The following is a 17,260-nucleotide window of genomic DNA, read 5'->3' as shown; positions in this document are numbered from 1 at the left end:
GTCGAATAGATGTGTGAACTATTGTAAACAGTCACTTCATATAATTTACATCTTACTCAAATCGTAACCCACAATAGCGAAACTTTCCAATTAAATCTCTTATTTCACATAGAAACTGCCCGGACATTTCTAACATCCTGGCAGTACAAATGGTGACAGGCACCCTAAAAGTTAGAAATTGAGTTTGGAGATCATGTAGAGTTCGGCTTGAAGTTTGTCGAGGATTTGTGGGAAGGGGGTGTGCATGAATAGGGGGAAGAGGTCTTCAAGTGCGTCTTCGTAGGTCTGCCCCATAAGTTCACGGAATTTAATGTATCTTTCATAAAGCATAGCTTTTTCGTAATCAAGTCCCAATTCATAAAGGCCATAAGCGAAGCCTTCCCTAGGGATCTTCTTGATTTTTCGAAAGACCTTCTCGTTTTTATCGATTAATTTTTCGTTTAAGTAATGTGTTACATAATCAGAATAGATCATTTGGCCGATATCATCTGTATCCTGCTTAGAATAATTAAATCCGATGACATGGTTATCCTTACTTTCCTGAAGAATAAAGGTTTTATTTCCTCTTAAATGTGCAATGAAACTTTTAACGTTTCTATCAAATATTTTATCAAATTGGATGATTTGCTGGAGATTGTACGCAAATTCTTTATGTTCTTCCCCGACCACAAACAAACGGTCCACGATGGGTAAAAGCCTCAATACCCCAGCTGATAATTGGCTTGATGCATCGTAAATGGTAATATCATGGGCTTTCTTCATTTGTTTGACTTTTCGCTTTTGTTCGGTAACGGACAATTTAGAGAATTCATGGATTAATTCATTCGAAGGATTTTCTCTCTCTAAGGAGCCATAAGAAATGAAAGCAACAGATAAATTAGTGTTTGTTTTTAACCAATGATAAATGGAAACAGACAATTCGGTTACTCCTGATTTTGCTTTTGGAGAATAAAAACCAACTAAATACAACTCTTTCACCTGCCTTTATAAATGATATTCGCAGATGAATAAATGGAATGGGACAATCCTCTACAATTGTAAATAATCATGAAACAAAAGTAGACATGGTATCAATCTGCCATGTCCACTTAGGAAAAAATTTAATGATTAAAATACTGCGAGCCGTTCTGCATATTAGCTTGATTGTCCTTCATTTGACCATACATTGGGTTTTGAACATGTTGCTGTTGCATGGCTCCAGTGGATATTCCGCCAACTTGGCCCATCGGCATCATATTTTGGCTTGATCTTGAAACATGTGTCGGTTGGTTCATTTGAGTGCCGCCCATCATGTTGTTAACCATCATCCCTTGATCAATACTTTGAGTTTGACCAGGATTAACCATATACTGAGCTTTTAATGATTCATTAACTGGCTGAAAAGTGTGTAAATAAGTTTTCGCCGTATGATCTCTCATTGTAGGGATCTGGTACTGCCCCTGCTGGTTCATAAATAAAAATACTTCATAGGCTTGATTCACACAGTTAACTGCTCCATTTAAGAGAACTTGACGAAGATTAGGGTCGGCAATTTCTAAACTAGCCTTTACTCCATTTGCTGCACCATTCTTATGACAGATCAGCAAGGCACTGGCGATTTCATAGTCATTAAACGTTGTACTGGTCTCAGGGGTTACCATGCTTGGATTATCTAACCCATATTGAATTTGATTAGGTTTTACGGTACCGACATGAGTATTTGCCGACATTGGCGCGAAATTTTGATAATCATGTGTATACGAGACCACCGTATCATAGGATTTAATTTCTTCTTGTAAGTGACGATGAATCATTTCTTTTAACTGTGGGTTTTTCGCTTGTTTTGCATATAGATTAAAATGGTTAATCATATTAATTTTTTCAGTTAATATTTCATGGACTTCCATTGCTTCATGTGCTCCGAATGGCATCAAAAACACTCCCTTTTGTTTTCTTTAACAAAAGTATTATCCTCATGAAACCGCGCTTGTATGTGTCTCCTTGATTTTTCCTTAGTGGTAAATTTAGGATTTTTAAGCTAAAAAAACGTCACTCAATCTGTTTTGCCAGATAGAATGACGTTTTCTATGTTATAGGAATTATAGATTTATTACTTGTGGATAATTATTTACAGGTTTAGAATCGTCCAGCTCCAGCGCCTAGCCCCTATGGTCTACAGCCAATCCGTCCAAAAGGTTAAAAAGCAACCTTTTGGACGGCTCGTCTTATGCTTGTCGGGGCTGACCAAGGCGCTTTCGCTTTTGTTCTTAACTAACTTAAAAATAGTGCACCATAGGCTAATCCGCCTACAATCACGAAGGCAGGATGCACCTTCCATTTTTCCAATAATAATAAACTAACTACAGCAATTATAATGGTTTGAACCAACCCATTAGAACTAAAGGAAGTTTTAAAAAAGTCAAAAGTAAGACCTGCCATTAAAATCGCTACCGTTGGCACAACGATTTTGGATAATCGCTTTACTCTTGGTGAATCTTTATATTTGAAGATTAACTGTAATAGGACAATCATTAAAATTAGGGACGGTGCAATGGTGGCAAATTCAGCAATCACCGCTCCTGCCACCCCGCCTACATCAAAGCCAATATAGCCGGCCATCTTGGTGGCGATGGGCCCTGGTAATGCATTCGCTAACGCTAAAATCTCACTAAATTCACTCGTTGTGACCCAGCCATAACGACTGACCACCTCATGTTCGATTAAGGGAATGGACGCAGGGCCGCCCCCATATCCAACAATACTCGGTATAAAAAATGCGATAAATATTTGTAAATAAATCATAAGCTCTCACTTTTTTCATTAATTGGAATTTCCAGTTTTTCTTTTTTATCGGGGATAACTAACGCCGCAATCAGCAATACGCCAACCACAATTCCTGGATGGACATGAAAGATTTCCATCACGATAAAACTACCGGCCAGCAGGAGGAGACCTTTTTTCCAGCCCCAGCCACTCTTTGATTTTTTCAAGAACTCCCATGTTAAGGTACCCATCATTACACCCACAATCGGCACTACGGCACCCGTCATCCCTTGGACTCTAGGATTATCCTTAAACTGATTAAAGGAAGTTAACAAGACAAGCATCATCAGTATGGTTGGTAAAACGGTCGCCAAAATTGCATTAATCATTCCCATAATTCCGCCGAGCCGGTAGCCGATATAGCCAGACATTTTGGTGGCAATTGGTCCAGGCAGCGTGTTGGCAAGTGCCAAGATATCACTAAAATCTTGATCACTCATCCATTTAAACGTACCCACTACTTCTTTATGTACGAGTGGGATGGCGGATGGTCCACCTCCAAAGCCTAATAATCCGGATCTGAAAAATGCGATAAATAAATCCCATTGAAGTTTCACTGTTAAATCACCTTTTTTCTCATTTGCTTCTTTTCATCAATGTAAATTAAAAAGCTCTTGGACTAGTAAATTCATACTTTAAAGAAATAAATCCCGACGCTGCTCCATTTCTTCTTGGATTCGCTTATTCCATTCGGGACTCGGCCTTCGATTTTAACTGAATTAGAGGCTGCGCCCTACGCCAATAACCACCTTGGACCTCTATCGCTGCCTGAATGGGATAAGGTAATCAAGAAACCATTTTCACAAGGGCCGCTTGGGGTTGCCGGTTGGCCTTCTCTGCCCATTGTACCATAAACTAAAAAAGGCTGGCCCCCCATAAAGTCTTCCCAACATTCCGTTGATAAATAAGCCGGCTTTCTTCCTTGGATTTTCCTTATTGTGTGAAGGCCAAATCCTTTTGTTTTATTATTTCACCACAACGATAGGAAAAGCCAGATGTTTTTGTAAAAAACATCATTTTTGTTATCTTGGTTGATATTGGTTCAATACGAATCTAAAGATTAAAATGTTTTTGGTTAGTTTCACAAACGGAAATACAATCTTAGTTTATCTAATAGACTTTGTTTTGCTACTAATTTGCAAATCACTATCCGAACAATGGAAAGATTAATAGGAAATTTTGCACAGAAATCAACTTTTTTAATTCTTCAAACCCAATACAAAAGAACTGATTTAACCTTGTTTGGCATCAGCAGATACCAAATTGGTTCTTCGTGGATAAAAATGGAAAATGGATGCCAAAACCTGCGTATGAAACCTATGGGATGATTCCAGCGGATAAATTAGAAGAACAAGCTGACCGTTACGACCAATTGTTCAAGCTTTATGAAAAATTAGGTGATAAAATCAGCAATGTGACTTTCTGGGGCGTAACAGACAGCCACACATGGCTTAACGATCGTGCTCAACAATACAATGGCGGTGTTGGTGCTGATGCACCCTTTGTTTTCGATCCAGATAACAATGTGAAACCAGCTTATTGGGCAATAATTGACCATAAATAATTACCTTTTAAAATCAGCTCGTTTTGGAGCTGATTTTTTTATTACCTACCATAGCTGAAATACTATTGAGGAGAACATTAATACACTACTTCTCCTTTCATTTTTCCTAAAATATTCTTGCTTTTTTGTTCTATCAAGTCTAATACAAAAACAATAAAACTATTCAACAATGTAAGTGTTTTCACAAAAAAATCTAAAATTTTGGTAAATCCCTATTTTTTAAGATTGATTTTCATGCTAAAATTAAATTCACAATTTTATCTTAATAATTAAAAAATTTTATAAGCCATTTTTAAGGGAAAATTAATGTTATTTAGATATAATGGAAGGTGTATCGAAGAAAAAACAACTTTTCAAACTAATAATTATAACACATATCATTTAGAGGTGACGATCATGCAACTAACTGTAAATAAAAATGAAGAAGATAAAAAAGTCCCAATCACGTATTCAAGAACGAATCCTTTTCCAGCAAAAGCTCTTAGAAACGTAAATTTAAATGGGCCAGGCTCTAGTAAGGAAACAAGGCATATTGAGTTATCACTGGAAGGTTCAGGTCTTTCCTATAATCCAGGTGATGCCCTTGGAATTATCCCAAAGAATGATCCGGAACTTGTGACTTCACTACTTCAAGAAATGAATTGGGATGAAAAAACCGTTGTCACCATTAATAAACAAGGTGAAACACTTCCATTAATGGAGGCGTTAACCGACTACTTTGAAATTACCTTATTATCAAAAAAAATTCTTCAAGCGGCAGCTGAATTGACAGAAAATGAAGAGCTAAAATCTCTTGTATTAATCGAAAATGCAAACCAGCTGAAAGAATATACCAACGGCCGCGATTTGCTTGATCTATTAAAAGATTTTGGCCCTTGGAAAGGTTCTGCTCAAGAGATTGTTTCTTTATTAAGAAAAATGACTCCACGTCTCTATTCCATCGCAAGCAGTATAGCGGCCCACCCAGGTGAAGTACATCTAACCATCGGTGCTGTCCGTTACCACGCTAATGGACGCGATCGTAAAGGGGTTTGTTCTGTTCAAGTTGCCGAACGTATTCAAGAAGGGGATACACTACCAGTGTTCGTGCAGCCAAATAAACACTTTCATCTCCCAGAAACACAAGAAAAAGATATTATTATGGTGGGTCCAGGGACAGGCATTGCGCCATTCCGTTCGTTTATTGAAGAACGTGCGGTGAATAAAGCAACTGGAAAGTCATGGCTATTTTTTGGAGATCAACATGCTGCATCCGATTTTCTTTATCAAGATGAGTTAGAAAAATATCAAAAAGATGGCGTACTAACCAAATTAGAAACTGCCTTCTCCCGTGATTCTGCAGAAAAAGTATATGTCCAACATAAAATGCTGGAAAACAGTAAGGAACTATTTGAATGGCTGGAAAACGGAGCATACTTTTATGTTTGTGGAGATAAGCAATTTATGGCGAAAGATGTCCACAGCGCACTCTTAAGTGTTATTGAAAAAGAAGGATCACGGACTCCTGAACAAGCAGAAGCCTATCTGAATAATATGAAGACGCAAGGCCGTTACCAGCGAGATGTCTATTAAAATAAATTAGTGTTAATCAAAAAAAGTGACTCCAGCTAAGATTTAGTGGAGTCACTTTTTTCCCTATTCTTTTCCGCTACTCAACATCATTGTTTATAATTCAATCCAAAATCAAATCCGTACTTGTCCCCACTCTTATTTTTATAAACATAAGATGGATCTTCTTCATATCCAGGTATATCTCCTACCTCGTTGTCAACAGCTGCTTTATTCGCTGGAATGGTGAATGGAAGTTTTCCAGTCGGATTGAATTTGCCGCGAATGACATCAACAATTGCCTCTGCTTTCGTTCCAAACGTCGCAACCACTGCAGCTGCATTCGGTTCAATTTGGTCTATTAACCATGGATTCGTGAAATTAATAGCTGTAATGGTCGGTACAGTTTTCTGAATTTCGATGATCCGGTCGACATTTGCAATGCCTGTTTCAGGACCTACTGAAATCCGAGGGTTATTGTCCCAGTTTGATTGAACAGGTCGAACCCAGACGAATGCATGTGTGGCTTCTGCAAGATTATCTGTTACAGTGATTGAAGGGTCATATTTTTGAATGGTTTCTCTTAATTTCTTCGTGGCCGCTGCGTTATTTCCACCTGGAAACATTTCAACATAAAGCTTTACATTGTTTATTTGTCCATCACTTAATGGAAGAACATTCTGACCATTAATTTTATCGTTACGCATTAATACAAGGGACTTTCTATGAGCTGCATCCGCCTTTTTCTGTGTTTCTGGATTATTCACTACATTAAGGGCATGCTGTCCATCTACGTAAGGGTTTTCAAAAAGACCCAATTTCATCATCTCAGATAGTAAAAATGAAACAGATTGATCGACCTTTTCTTCCTTAAGTATGCCATGTTTTACTGCATTGATGATTGGTGTGGGATCAGAAGCGCCAGAGATAATATTCGTACCAGCATTAATAGCTTTTGCAAATTTTTGTTCAGACGTTAAGCTTTCAGCTCCCCAAGCATTATTACCGACCGCGCCTGTATCAGAGTTAACATAACCCTTGAACCCAAGCTGCCCACGAAGGAGATCGGTAATAATCGCTTTGTTCAAAGCAAAGCCAACTTCCTCAAATTGCTGGGTAGGGGTAAACCATGGTAACCCTTGGTCAGCACTAGTATTGCTTGGATAAGCATAATAAGGCATTACCGAGGACACACCAGCTGAAATGGCCGCTCTAAAGCTTGGAAGATGATATTTTAACAAACTTCCAGCAGTCGGATATGGATTGAATTTGCCTTCCGGAAAATGTGGATCAAGGCCATTGTCGCGTGCCCCGCCGCCAGGGAAATGCTTAACAGTAATGGCGACACTGTCTTTACCCAACTCATCTCCTTGGAAACCCTTGATGACGTTATAAATCATGCCTGACGCAAGAGCAGGCTGTTCACCAAACGTATCTTCAATTCGAGCCCAAAGTGGATCGGTCGCAATATCTGCTGTGTATCCATATACCTTGCGAATTCCTGCCGCTCTCCATTCTTTCGACGCAGTTTCAGCAAAATCCTTGACTAAACTGGTATCACGGGTTGCCGCAAGCCCTAATGGCCCTGGCCAAAAGGAATGTAAACCGGCCCCTTCACTGCTATTCGTATAATCAGTAGATGCATGATTCCGTGGATTGGAGGTAATGACAATAGGAATCCCTAATCTCGATCCCTCTGCCGCTTCTTGAAGCTGATTATTATATGACGCGATAGTATCAACAGTTGGGGTTTGCCGGAAAATGTAATAACGGGTATTTTGGTCAATTAATTTATTTGGCAGCACTAACTTGTTATCCTTAAAAGCTGGGAATTCTGTTATCAGCATCATTCCCGCTTTTTCCTCAAGGGTCATTTTTTTAACAAGATCTTTGACCCGTACTTCAGTAGGCAGCTGCCAGTTTTCATATGGATCAAGCCGGCCATTGTTATTAAGGTCTTTGAATTGCTTGTCCCCTATAACAAGTATGTTTTTCGCCGTCGCAGTTATCTCAGGAGCATTTTGTTTATTCCCATTTGATTTCCCCTGCTCTGCACTTGCAAAAGGAATGACCGACGATGATAGCATTAAGGCTGCAAGTGTTAAAGATGCTGTTCTTTTTGAAAATCGTTTCAAATCTTTTCCTCCCCTTTTACCTGTTTAGTTTTTACAAAAAAGATCGTCCTAATATTTACAGTCCATCATCACCTCCTCATTTAAGAAAACGCTTCCAATTCTTTTTCATTTTATAATCTTTCATTTCTTGACTAGTAGAGAGTTTTTTTAGATTAATTTGTGTTTTTTTAATATTTAGAAAAAATAAAGAAGGACTGCCTATATAGCAATCCTTAACTTACAATATTGTCATCCATGTCTTCACTGCTGTGGCTAAAATTAGAATCCCCATAATGATTTGTAATACTTTTGTATTTACTTTTTTTCCTGCACTTGCTCCTATCAGTGAAGCAATTAAACTGGCAACAACCATAATGAGCGGTAGAATGGCCACTTGCCCAGTTGTTATTTTTCCTGAAACGGTTCCAATTGATGAAATAAAGGTAATAGCTAAAGAGGAGGCAATGGTCATTCTTGTTGGAATCTTTAAAACCACCAGCATGATTGGTACTAACAAAAACGCTCCTCCCGCTCCTACAATGCCAGCCCCAATTCCTATAAAGAAAGCAAATAATGCCGCAAGCCATTTGTTAAATTTGACTTGTTCTAAAGGAATATCATCAATCCCTTTTTTAGGAACAAATATCATGACAACTGCAATAAGTGCTAGGATTCCATAAACGAGATTAATTCCACTCTCCGGCATATTAGTCGAACCGAAACTGCCAAAAAAACTTCCCAAAAGAATACTGGTTCCCATATAGGCGATTAGTGTTTTATTTACTAAACCGAGTTTTAAGAAAAAAGTTGTCGCGGCAGGAAAGGGCAAATAATTACCTGCCGATATTTTCACCGTTTGTCGAGATAACGTCCTTATACCAGTAGAAAGACTTTTTCTTTTTGCGTTCCAATGTCCCGCTTCCATCATCATGTTTGTCCACATAAATAAAGCCATATCGTTTAGAAAACTCACCTGAAGACATACTGACCATATCTATACAGCCCCAAGTGGTATAGCCCATCAGTTCAACACCATCTTCAATGGCTTCACCCATTGCCTGGACGTGTTCACGCAAATAATCAATGCGGTAGTCATCATTTATCGACCCGTCTTCTTCTACCTTGTCATAGGCACCCAAACCATTTTCTACAATAAAGAGTGGAATTTGGTAACGGTCATAAAGTTTATTGAGAGAAATCCGTAATCCTACAGGGTCAATTTCCCAGCCCCAATCACTTGCTTTTAGGAATGGATTTTTCACTCCGCCAATGATATTTCCTTGTGACGCCTCATCTTTTGATTTTACCTTCTTTTCAGTCCTCGACATATAATAACTAAAGCCGATATAATCAACCTTACCTTCCTTAATTATATCTAAGTCGCCATCTTGAATCTCTATTTCAATTTGATGTTCCTTAAAGTAGCGCTTAATGAAGGCTGGATACTCACCGCGTACTTGCACATCTCCACAAAAATAATTAAATAGTTGTTCTTCCTGAAGGGAATAAAGTACATTTTCAGGATTACTATCAAAAGCATAGACAGGAGCATAGAGGATCATACAGCCGATTTGCGAATTTGGAATGATCTCATGGCACGCTTTGACGGCGATTGCGCTAGCAAGAAATTGATGATGGTACGCCTGGAAAGTTGGCTGGAATTTATCCTCTTCTTTTTGAATCGAAAAACCAAGACCTTGAATCGGCATAACCAAGCCGCTATTGATTTCATTAAAAGTCATCCAGTACTTGACTTTATTTTTATATCGATTGAGTACAGTCTTTGCGTATCTTTCAAAGAAAGTCACCACTTGGCGGTTTCTCCAGCCGCCATATTCCTTTACAAGATGAAGGGGCATTTCATAGTGTGAGATGGTAACCACTGGCTCGATCCCATACTTTTGCAGTTCATCAAACACCCGATCATAGAAGGCCAAACCTTCTTCATTGGCCTCTAGTTCATCACCATTTGGGAAAATTCTTGTCCAGGCAATCGACATCCGGAAGGCCTTAAAACCCATTTCAGCAAACAGGGCTATATCTTCCTTATACCGATGATAAAAATCAATTGCTTCATGATTGGGATAGCTGTATTTTTCAGGGTGGATTTCAAAATCAAATCCTGGATTTAAAAGGACCTTATAACGTTCTTTTCCACCTGGCAGGACGTCAGCAATATTTAGTCCTTTATTTCCTTCTTTATATCCACCTTCCATTTGGTTGGCTGCTGTGGCGCCTCCCCATAAAAAACCGTTTGGAAAATGATAATTTTCCATTTGGGTACCCCCTCTATTTTTTCCATAGTAATTACTATTTGTTAAGTTGTCGACATTTAATCTCAGTCTTCCTAATGAATCGTATCGATATTTTACAAGATAGTAAATAAGCTCAAATGATCTAGTTCTTATTTTCACTGGAAGTCACTCGTGACAAAGATGTAACACTGTGTAACATTTAAATGATTATGTTAAAATGAAGTACGACTTTTTTAAAGAAGGGATAACCAACAGTAATGTTTTCAAATGAAATAATTGCGTCTTTCAATGAATTAGAAACTTCTCTATACAACTACATCATTCAAAACAGTGATAAAGTGGCCTACATGCGAATCCGTGAGCTTGCAGATGAAACCCATGTCTCAACTGCGACTATTTTACGTTTTTGTCGAAAAGTAAATTGCGAGGGTTTCTCTGAATTTAAAGTAAAACTTAAAATAAACTTAGAAGAGAAGAAAAAGACAATTATTAAAAGTCCCCAACATTCGTTAGTTGAATTTTTTGAGCGGACATTAAAAGGGGAATTAGAGGAAAAAATCAAGAATGCTGCAACTATCGTAGCAAAAGCGGACAATGTCATTTTTATTGGGATAGGAAGCTCAGGAATCCTGGCAGAATATGGGGCACGATACTTCTCAAGTTTAGGTAAATTATCTATGTATATAAAAGACCCACACTTCCCCATTCACTCTAAGCTCAGGACGAATAGTGTCATCATTGCCCTATCAGTCTCAGGAGAAACTAATTTTACGATTACACATCTCCATCAACTGAAACAAGAGGGAAGTAAAATTATTAGTATAACCAACAATAAACTCTCAACCGTTGCAAAAATTTCCGACCTAAATATTTCTTACTATGTAACGGAAGAATTCATTGAAGAAGCGAATATTACCACACAAGTGCCCGTTGTTTATATTCTTGAAGCCTTGGCTCGTGAAATTTATCAGCTTAATCAATAGCTCATTTTCAAAAGACAAGCCGCCGATCCGGCAGCTATAGTTTTAACGATAGTTAATTTCACATGGCTGATTTCCGGAATTCTGATGGGGAGCAGCCTGTTATTTTCTTAAAGTTATTACTAAAATAGGCTAAATCAGAATAGCCAACCCGGTCCGCAATTTCTGACATACGTAAGGTCGTATGCAGTAACAGCCGTTTGCTTTCCTCAATCCGCAGCTCCGTAATATAATCAACGAATTTTTTGTTCAGTTGCTGCTTAAATAACTGACTTAGGTAACTTGGATTCATATGTACACTTTCAGCTGCATCTTTTAGTGTGATTTGGTCTAAAGGTGTTTTTTCTATATACTGTAATACTCTTTCAATCGTTGAAGAAGGAAGACTTTCATCTACCGTTTGGATGTCCAAGTCTTTAGCTAATTTTTCCAGCCATTTTTCTAGGCATGCTCTTAGTTCCGTTTCTTCGACTGGTTTGAGCAGATAATCAATTACTCCTGTTCTTAGTGCCTGTTGAACAAATTGAAACTCGTCATGTACACTGATCACAATAACATCCTGTTTCTTTCTCAAATGACTTAATTCTTTGACAAATGAAAGTCCGTCCATGATTGGCATCCGTATATCGGATAGGATAAGATCCACATCATTTAGCTTTATCCAATCGAGTGCTTCCAGGCCATTTTCACATTCGTGTGCAACATGTAATGGCAGATTCAACTTATTTATGGTCCATTTGAGAGCAGTACGAACCCATCTTTCGTCATCTACCAACAAGATGCTTTTCTTCATGGTCTCTCCCCCTCCATCTTCTGATCCAAAATCGGTAAATGAATCAATACCTTTGTCCCGGAACCAAATTTACTTCTAAGCTTGATACCATACTTCGAACCAAATAAATAATGAATCCTTTGGTGTACATTTAAAATCCCTATATTCTTCCCATCTTTAGCTGGTGTTAATAGGTTTATTCTATTTCTGATTTCTTCTAAATGCCCTTCCTCTATTCCCTTCCCATTATCGCAAATACTGATTACATAAGATGATTCAGAATAACGGGATACAGAAATCACAATTTTAATTTTTCTAACTCCGGCATTGTGACCATGTATAAAGCAATTTTCTACCAATGGCTGCAGGGAAAACTTAATGGCCGTAAGTTCCATTGCCCATTCGGGAACATCAAACTGATAATCAAAACGGTCCTCAAAGCGAAATTTTTGAATCTGAAGGTACATTTCGCAAAAATTTATTTCCTCTCGCAGACTGACCGTCGAAGGTTGATTATTTAAATTGTAGCGGAGCAATTTTCCAAGAGAATAGGACATAACGGCGATATTTTCCTGATTTTCCTCCAATGCCATTCCCCTAATCGTCTCGAGTGAATTATAGAGGAAGTGAGGATTCATTTGCGATTGAAGCATTTTTAATTCGACTTCTTTTTGTTTGAGGGACATTTCTGCTTCTCTTAATTTAGATACATATACTTCGTCAAGCAAATGAGCCAATTTTTTAACCGTATTATTAAATCCTGCCGTTAATTGACCAATTTCATCATTTGAATCCACAAAGACACTGCCTTCAAGTTGACCTGTCTCTACTTCCTTCATAAAATGCTGAAGACGGCGAATTGGCCGAATAATACTAGTTGCGAATCCGAACCCAATTAAGTAGGCAAAAATTAACGAAACCATAATCGTAGTAGATATCGTTTTCTCGATCTGAATTATCCCGCCAGTTAAATCACGGTATGGGACTGCTGTCAGAAACCGCCAGCCAAGATTTTGCGAAAAAGTAAACGTAACAAAATCTTTGCGCTTATTATCTAATATTTCCGTATCGCTTCCCTCTGTTTTTAGGTTAACTAGCTGCTTGTATTCTACCTTTTTACCAAGTTTTGTATAATCGGGATGGTACACATAATGGCCATTTGCATCGAGGATAAAAAAATAACCGTTTTTGCTGATCGTTACTTTATTCGATATTTCCTCAATTCGTCTAAAATTAATATCGATGATGAGCATTCCGACCGGCATAAGTGTACGCGGATTATATAGCCGCCTGACAAGTGAAATGACAGGCTGCTCATTATTGGCTAATGTCAACTTTCTCGTCACTAGCATACTCATCCCATTAAGTGGAACCAACCGATACCAGTACTCCTCTTTGATTTTGGGGGCGGGATAATAATTTCTCGTTCCAAGGGTATCGATGACTTGTACGTTATCTAATAAGATGGTGATATTACTTATATCAGCCCTTGAGTACTCTGCCGCCTTTAAGGTGCCCCGGGTAGCCTCAATCATGCTTTGTTTAGGAACTGATTCAGATGATTTTAATAGACTTGATAATTCCGGCGAATTAATTATTTTGAGGCTGGTAATCTCAAAATCCTGTAAATAGTATTCAATATGCGTCTGTACTTGGTCGATGACTTGTCTGCTTGATTGCCTGAGCTCATTCTCAAGCTCAACAGATGAACGTTTATAGGAGAAGACTCCGACTGAAAGAACAGGAAAAATAACGAGAAAACTAGAAAAAACGCAGAGTTTGATCATTAATGATTGATTTTTCAAGAGTATATATGTTTTAATCCATTCTTTCAGTTTCCTCATCATTTTTCATTCCCAACAGGTTGTATTTTTCAAACAGAAAAGACCTAGCTGGAAAAAGAACTTTTCCCAACTAGGTTATTAAGCACACGGCTATTAATTATGGACGGGCTTTTTCAATCGCATCCATGACTTCTTTATACTCTTTTGAATACGAATCCACCATCGGTTTAACGGCATCTTTCCATGGTTGAATATCCTTAACCTCTGTGAAGACTACACCCGCATCCTTTAGTTTCTTAGTGGAACGCTCTTCCCATTTATCCCACTCTTCTCTTTGTGTTTTCACAGAATCAAGGGCTGCCTGTTTAATCAATTTTTGATCCTTTTCAGAAAGCTTATCCCATGCAGCCTTACTAATCAAAAGGACTTCAGGAATCCGCTGATGATGGTCTAAAATAAGGTTTTTTGCTTCCTGATAATGATTGGAAGAGTCTAAACTAGGAAGATTATTTTCTGCACCATCAATAATTCCTGTTTGCAGAGCACTGAAAACCTCTCCATATGGCATTGGAGTTGCACTTGCACCTAAAGCTTCCATGAAATCAATATTAATTTTACTTTGTTGCACACGAATTTTTTGCCCTTTGAGATCTTTCACACTTTTTAATGGTTTAGTAGAGTAAAAGCTGCGTGAACCGGAATCATAATACGCAAGCCCTTTCATTTTGGACTGCTCTAAACCATCTAACAATTTTGTCCCCATTTCTCCGTTAAGGAAATTCCATAAATGCTCTTCACTTTCAAAAACATATGGAAGCCCAAGTGCAGTGAACTGACTATTAAATTCAGCAAGCGGGCTTGAATTGATTCTTGTAAACTCAATTGCGCCAAGCTGAACCTGTTCTAAGACAGATTTTTCATCCCCTAATTGAGCCGATGGGAATACCTCTATTTTAATTCGGCCTTTCGTTCTTTCTTCCACTAATTCAGCAAACTTTTTGTCCCCAACAACGGTTGGATAATCAGGTGGCTGATTGTCAGCCAAGCGGAAGGTATATTTTGGCTCCTCCTGCTTAGTTCCTCCACTCTTTGTGCTTGATGCTTCTTCTTTACCACAGGCTGCGAGGATCGTCCCCATTAACAATGTAGCTGCTAAAATACTGGTAATCTTTCTTTTCTTCATCTAAAAACCCCCTTGATAGTTTTAAAAATTTATTGTTACCTTTCCTTCGGTTACTTAACTAACAAATGTGGAAGCCACATAACCACCTCAGGAATATAGGTAATAATTAAGAGAACAACAAGTAGTGCATAGAAAAATGGCATCATCGCCTTAGTCCCTTGCTGGATCGAGACCTTACCAATTGCACAGCCCACGAACAACACCGTTCCTACCGGTGGTGTCAGAAGACCAATCCCTGCATTTAAAATCAGGACAATACCAAAGTGAACAGGGTCCATCCCAAAATTTGTGACGACCGGAAGCAGGATAGGCGTCATTATTAATATCATGGGGGCCATGTCCATTGGTGCACCAAGCAGCAGTAACAAAATATTAATGATTAAGAGAATAATAAGTGGATTATCAGAGATACTTAAGAATAAATTCGTTACCATGGCAGGTACCTTTAAATAGGCTAAAATCCAGCCGAAGGAAGCAGACGCAGCGATTAAGAAAAACACCATTGAAACCGTTCGCATTGTCCGGGTTAAGATTTTCCATAAATTCGTTATTTTTGCTTCTCGATAAACGACAAACGCTAGAATGAAAGAATATAAGCAAGCTAATGCACCAGACTCCGTTGCGGTAAACCATCCGGTCAAAATACCACCTAAGATGATAACCGCTGGACTTAGCGATAATAAGCCATGTAAAATAATACCGCCTATTTCAGCTCTAGGTACAGGGTCCGCTTTTTGATAACCTCGTTTCCTGGCAATAATGTAACCCGTTATCATTAAGGATATTAACATGATAAATCCCGGAACAATCCCTGCCATAAATAAACTAGCAATCGAAACACCACCGGCGGCTAAGGAATATAAAACTAGATTATGACTCGGCGGTACCACAACCCCTTGAATAGCAGAAGCGATGGTAACCCCAACCGCATAATCTGCCTCATATCCCTTCTTTTTCATCATCGGAATCATGACAGAACCAACCGAAGAAACGTCAGCAACTGCAGAACCAGAAATATTTCCAAAAAATAAGGCGGCCACACTGTTAACCATGGCAAGTCCGCCGCGGATTCTGCCAACCATTAAGCTGGCAAAATTGACAATCCGCGTAGCTAATCCGCCTTCACTCATGATTTGCCCTGTCAGGATAAAGAAAGGAATTGCAAGCAATGAAAAAGAATTCATACCTTGGATCATTTGCTGCCCTACGACAGGAAGAGGAATCTTTAAGTAAATAACAGTTAGTAGTGATGAAGCAATAAGTGTCAGGGCAATTGGAAATCGAAATAAGATTAATAGGACAAAGCTTGAAAGTAAGATAATAATGCCAATTGTATTTGTATCCATACTACATTCCCTCCTCTAGGTCTTTATGACGATTCGTATGAATGTTCAAGAATTGGAGAAGAGAATAGACACAAATCATTACTCCTGTCACTGGCATGACAGCGTAGGTTATACTGCTTGGCAGCTTTGTTGCCGGCAAGGTAGAGTCAAGCATCAAAACGGTAAAGTCCCAGCCCTGAATGACAAGATATAACCCAAAGGCAAAAGTCGAAGCACTGATAATCTTGTCTAAAATCTTATTAAATTTCTTTGGAAATAGATTGGTAAACGAATCAATTCCCATATGAATATACTCGCGAAATCCAATGGCGATCGCCATAAAAGCAAACCAGGCAAGCAGCAAAAGGGTAATTTCCTCAGACCAAAAGAAAACAAAATTGAATAATTTTCGTGTCATTACCTGGGTAGTTACGACTAAAATCAGGGCAACCAACGACAGTAAAGTGAATTTTTCAAAAATTTCATCGATAACCAGGCCGATCTTCTTTATACCATTCATAAGCCTTCCTCCAACTTGAAAACGTTTTCTTGTTTTTTATTTTACGGACCTTATGAATGTTTTTAAATGTTGTTTTTTTAGGAGAATTTGTGATTTTTTTAGGTAGGGATTTTTTTCATTAGTTTATTAAACGAATTAATATAATTTAAACTTACCATGTTTATGGTTTTCATTCAACAGCCGATAGATAAATGATTCGGTTGTCCTTTTCTAAACAAAGAGAACAAGGAATCATTTACCTATTGTTAAAAATTTAAGTAAGGGGTTTTGGGACTGGACCAGCTGGAAATCGAGCTGGTCTGTTTGAAATTGCTTGATATTGGATCAACTGGAAATTGGGCTCGCCTCTCGGAAGTTGGCCCCAGTTGGACACTGACACCTGAGAAATGAGATCGCTTGTCCGAGTTGACTCC

General features: G+C 38.4%; 15 protein-coding genes. 3 read left to right on the top strand and 12 right to left on the bottom strand.

Going from position 1 to position 17,260, the window contains the following annotated elements:
• Positions 1-171: 171 nt before the first annotated feature.
• The 4 genes from V7077_RS21525 to V7077_RS21510 form a co-directional block, all read right to left on the bottom strand.
• Positions 172-969 (bottom strand): hypothetical protein, encoded by a 798-nt coding sequence (locus V7077_RS21525; protein WP_335505722.1) that lies wholly within the window; start codon positions 967-969, stop codon positions 172-174.
• 131 nt (positions 970-1,100) lie between these two features.
• On the bottom strand, positions 1,101-1,910 hold the full coding sequence (locus tag V7077_RS21520; RefSeq protein WP_335505719.1) for a spore coat protein: 810 nt from the start codon (positions 1,908-1,910) through the stop codon (positions 1,101-1,103).
• Positions 1,911-2,250: 340 nt separating this feature from the next.
• Entirely contained in the window at positions 2,251-2,781 is a 531-nt protein-coding gene (locus V7077_RS21515; protein ID WP_335505717.1) for a chromate transporter, read from the bottom strand.
• Positions 2,778-3,359: a chromate transporter gene (locus V7077_RS21510; protein ID WP_335505715.1), complete on the bottom strand. Its 582-nt coding sequence runs from the start codon at positions 3,357-3,359 to the stop codon at positions 2,778-2,780. The genes V7077_RS21515 and V7077_RS21510 overlap by 4 nt, the downstream gene beginning before the upstream one ends.
• A 737-nt stretch (positions 3,360-4,096) precedes the next feature.
• Between V7077_RS21510 and V7077_RS21505 the strand changes: the two genes are divergently transcribed.
• Positions 4,097-4,366 carry an endo-1,4-beta-xylanase gene (locus V7077_RS21505; RefSeq protein WP_420489694.1) on the top strand — a complete coding sequence of 90 codons (270 nt, stop codon included), beginning with the start codon at positions 4,097-4,099 and terminating at the stop codon, positions 4,364-4,366.
• A 396-nt stretch (positions 4,367-4,762) separates the two neighbouring features.
• Complete coding sequence (locus tag V7077_RS21500; protein ID WP_335505712.1) at positions 4,763-5,938, top strand: sulfite reductase subunit alpha; 1,176 nt, start codon at positions 4,763-4,765, stop codon at positions 5,936-5,938.
• 86 nt (positions 5,939-6,024) lie between these two features.
• On the opposite strand, the gene V7077_RS21495 is transcribed toward V7077_RS21500, so the two are convergent.
• The 3 genes from V7077_RS21495 to V7077_RS21485 form a co-directional block, all read right to left on the bottom strand.
• Positions 6,025-8,049 (bottom strand): glycoside hydrolase family 3 protein, encoded by a 2,025-nt coding sequence (locus V7077_RS21495; RefSeq protein ID WP_335505710.1) that lies wholly within the window; start codon positions 8,047-8,049, stop codon positions 6,025-6,027.
• A 217-nt stretch (positions 8,050-8,266) separates the two neighbouring features.
• Positions 8,267-8,953 carry a sulfite exporter TauE/SafE family protein gene (locus V7077_RS21490; protein ID WP_420489696.1) on the bottom strand — a complete coding sequence of 229 codons (687 nt, stop codon included), beginning with the start codon at positions 8,951-8,953 and terminating at the stop codon, positions 8,267-8,269.
• The gene (locus V7077_RS21485; protein WP_335505707.1) at positions 8,862-10,304 is read right to left on the bottom strand and encodes a glycoside hydrolase family 1 protein; all 1,443 of its coding nucleotides are present in this window, start codon (positions 10,302-10,304) and stop codon (positions 8,862-8,864) included. The genes V7077_RS21490 and V7077_RS21485 overlap by 92 nt, the downstream gene beginning before the upstream one ends.
• Before the next feature lie 236 nt (positions 10,305-10,540).
• On the opposite strand from V7077_RS21485, the gene V7077_RS21480 reads away from it, so the two are divergent.
• On the top strand, positions 10,541-11,266 hold the full coding sequence (locus V7077_RS21480) for a MurR/RpiR family transcriptional regulator (RefSeq protein ID WP_335505704.1): 726 nt from the start codon (positions 10,541-10,543) through the stop codon (positions 11,264-11,266).
• Positions 11,267-11,324: 58 nt separating this feature from the next.
• Here V7077_RS21480 and V7077_RS21475 read toward each other — a convergent pair whose 3' ends face one another.
• The 5 genes from V7077_RS21475 to V7077_RS21455 all read right to left on the bottom strand — a co-directional run bounded on the left by V7077_RS21475 (position 11,325) and on the right by V7077_RS21455 (position 16,847).
• Positions 11,325-12,056, bottom strand: coding sequence for a response regulator transcription factor (locus V7077_RS21475; protein ID WP_335505702.1), 732 nt, complete (start codon positions 12,054-12,056; stop codon positions 11,325-11,327).
• Positions 12,053-13,882 (bottom strand): sensor histidine kinase, encoded by a 1,830-nt coding sequence (locus V7077_RS21470; RefSeq protein WP_335505700.1) that lies wholly within the window; start codon positions 13,880-13,882, stop codon positions 12,053-12,055. Before V7077_RS21470 ends, V7077_RS21475 begins: the two co-directional genes overlap by 4 nt.
• 94 nt (positions 13,883-13,976) lie before the next feature.
• On the bottom strand, positions 13,977-15,002 hold the full coding sequence (locus tag V7077_RS21465; RefSeq protein ID WP_335505698.1) for a TRAP transporter substrate-binding protein: 1,026 nt from the start codon (positions 15,000-15,002) through the stop codon (positions 13,977-13,979).
• Positions 15,003-15,052: 50 nt separating this feature from the next.
• On the bottom strand, positions 15,053-16,348 hold the full coding sequence (locus tag V7077_RS21460; protein ID WP_335505696.1) for a TRAP transporter large permease: 1,296 nt from the start codon (positions 16,346-16,348) through the stop codon (positions 15,053-15,055).
• Position 16,349: 1 nt separating this feature from the next.
• Positions 16,350-16,847 (bottom strand): TRAP transporter small permease, encoded by a 498-nt coding sequence (locus V7077_RS21455; RefSeq protein ID WP_335505694.1) that lies wholly within the window; start codon positions 16,845-16,847, stop codon positions 16,350-16,352.
• Positions 16,848-17,260: the final 413 nt, after the last annotated feature.

The organism is Neobacillus vireti, from assembly GCF_036962465.1.
Classification (GTDB): domain Bacteria; phylum Bacillota; class Bacilli; order Bacillales; family Cytobacillaceae; genus Neobacillus; species Neobacillus vireti_B.
Note: the sequence above shows the minus strand (reverse complement) of the source record. Positions and strands in the feature narration are given on the sequence as shown.

Coding starts and splice junctions, on each gene's coding strand:
- V7077_RS21465 (WP_335505698.1), bottom strand. CDS start 15,002: ATGAAGAAAAGAAAGATTACCAGTATTTTAGCAGCTACATTGTTAATG.
- V7077_RS21520 (WP_335505719.1), bottom strand. CDS start 1,910: ATGCCATTCGGAGCACATGAAGCAATGGAAGTCCATGAAATATTAACT.
- V7077_RS21490 (WP_420489696.1), bottom strand. CDS start 8,953: ATGGAAGCGGGACATTGGAACGCAAAAAGAAAAAGTCTTTCTACTGGT.
- V7077_RS21480 (WP_335505704.1), top strand. CDS start 10,541: ATGTTTTCAAATGAAATAATTGCGTCTTTCAATGAATTAGAAACTTCT.
- V7077_RS21500 (WP_335505712.1), top strand. CDS start 4,763: ATGCAACTAACTGTAAATAAAAATGAAGAAGATAAAAAAGTCCCAATC.
- V7077_RS21475 (WP_335505702.1), bottom strand. CDS start 12,056: ATGAAGAAAAGCATCTTGTTGGTAGATGACGAAAGATGGGTTCGTACT.
- V7077_RS21470 (WP_335505700.1), bottom strand. CDS start 13,882: ATGATGAGGAAACTGAAAGAATGGATTAAAACATATATACTCTTGAAA.
- V7077_RS21505 (WP_420489694.1), top strand. CDS start 4,097: ATGCCAAAACCTGCGTATGAAACCTATGGGATGATTCCAGCGGATAAA.
- V7077_RS21485 (WP_335505707.1), bottom strand. CDS start 10,304: ATGGAAAATTATCATTTTCCAAACGGTTTTTTATGGGGAGGCGCCACA.
- V7077_RS21455 (WP_335505694.1), bottom strand. CDS start 16,847: ATGAATGGTATAAAGAAGATCGGCCTGGTTATCGATGAAATTTTTGAA.
- V7077_RS21460 (WP_335505696.1), bottom strand. CDS start 16,348: ATGGATACAAATACAATTGGCATTATTATCTTACTTTCAAGCTTTGTC.
- V7077_RS21515 (WP_335505717.1), bottom strand. CDS start 2,781: ATGATTTATTTACAAATATTTATCGCATTTTTTATACCGAGTATTGTT.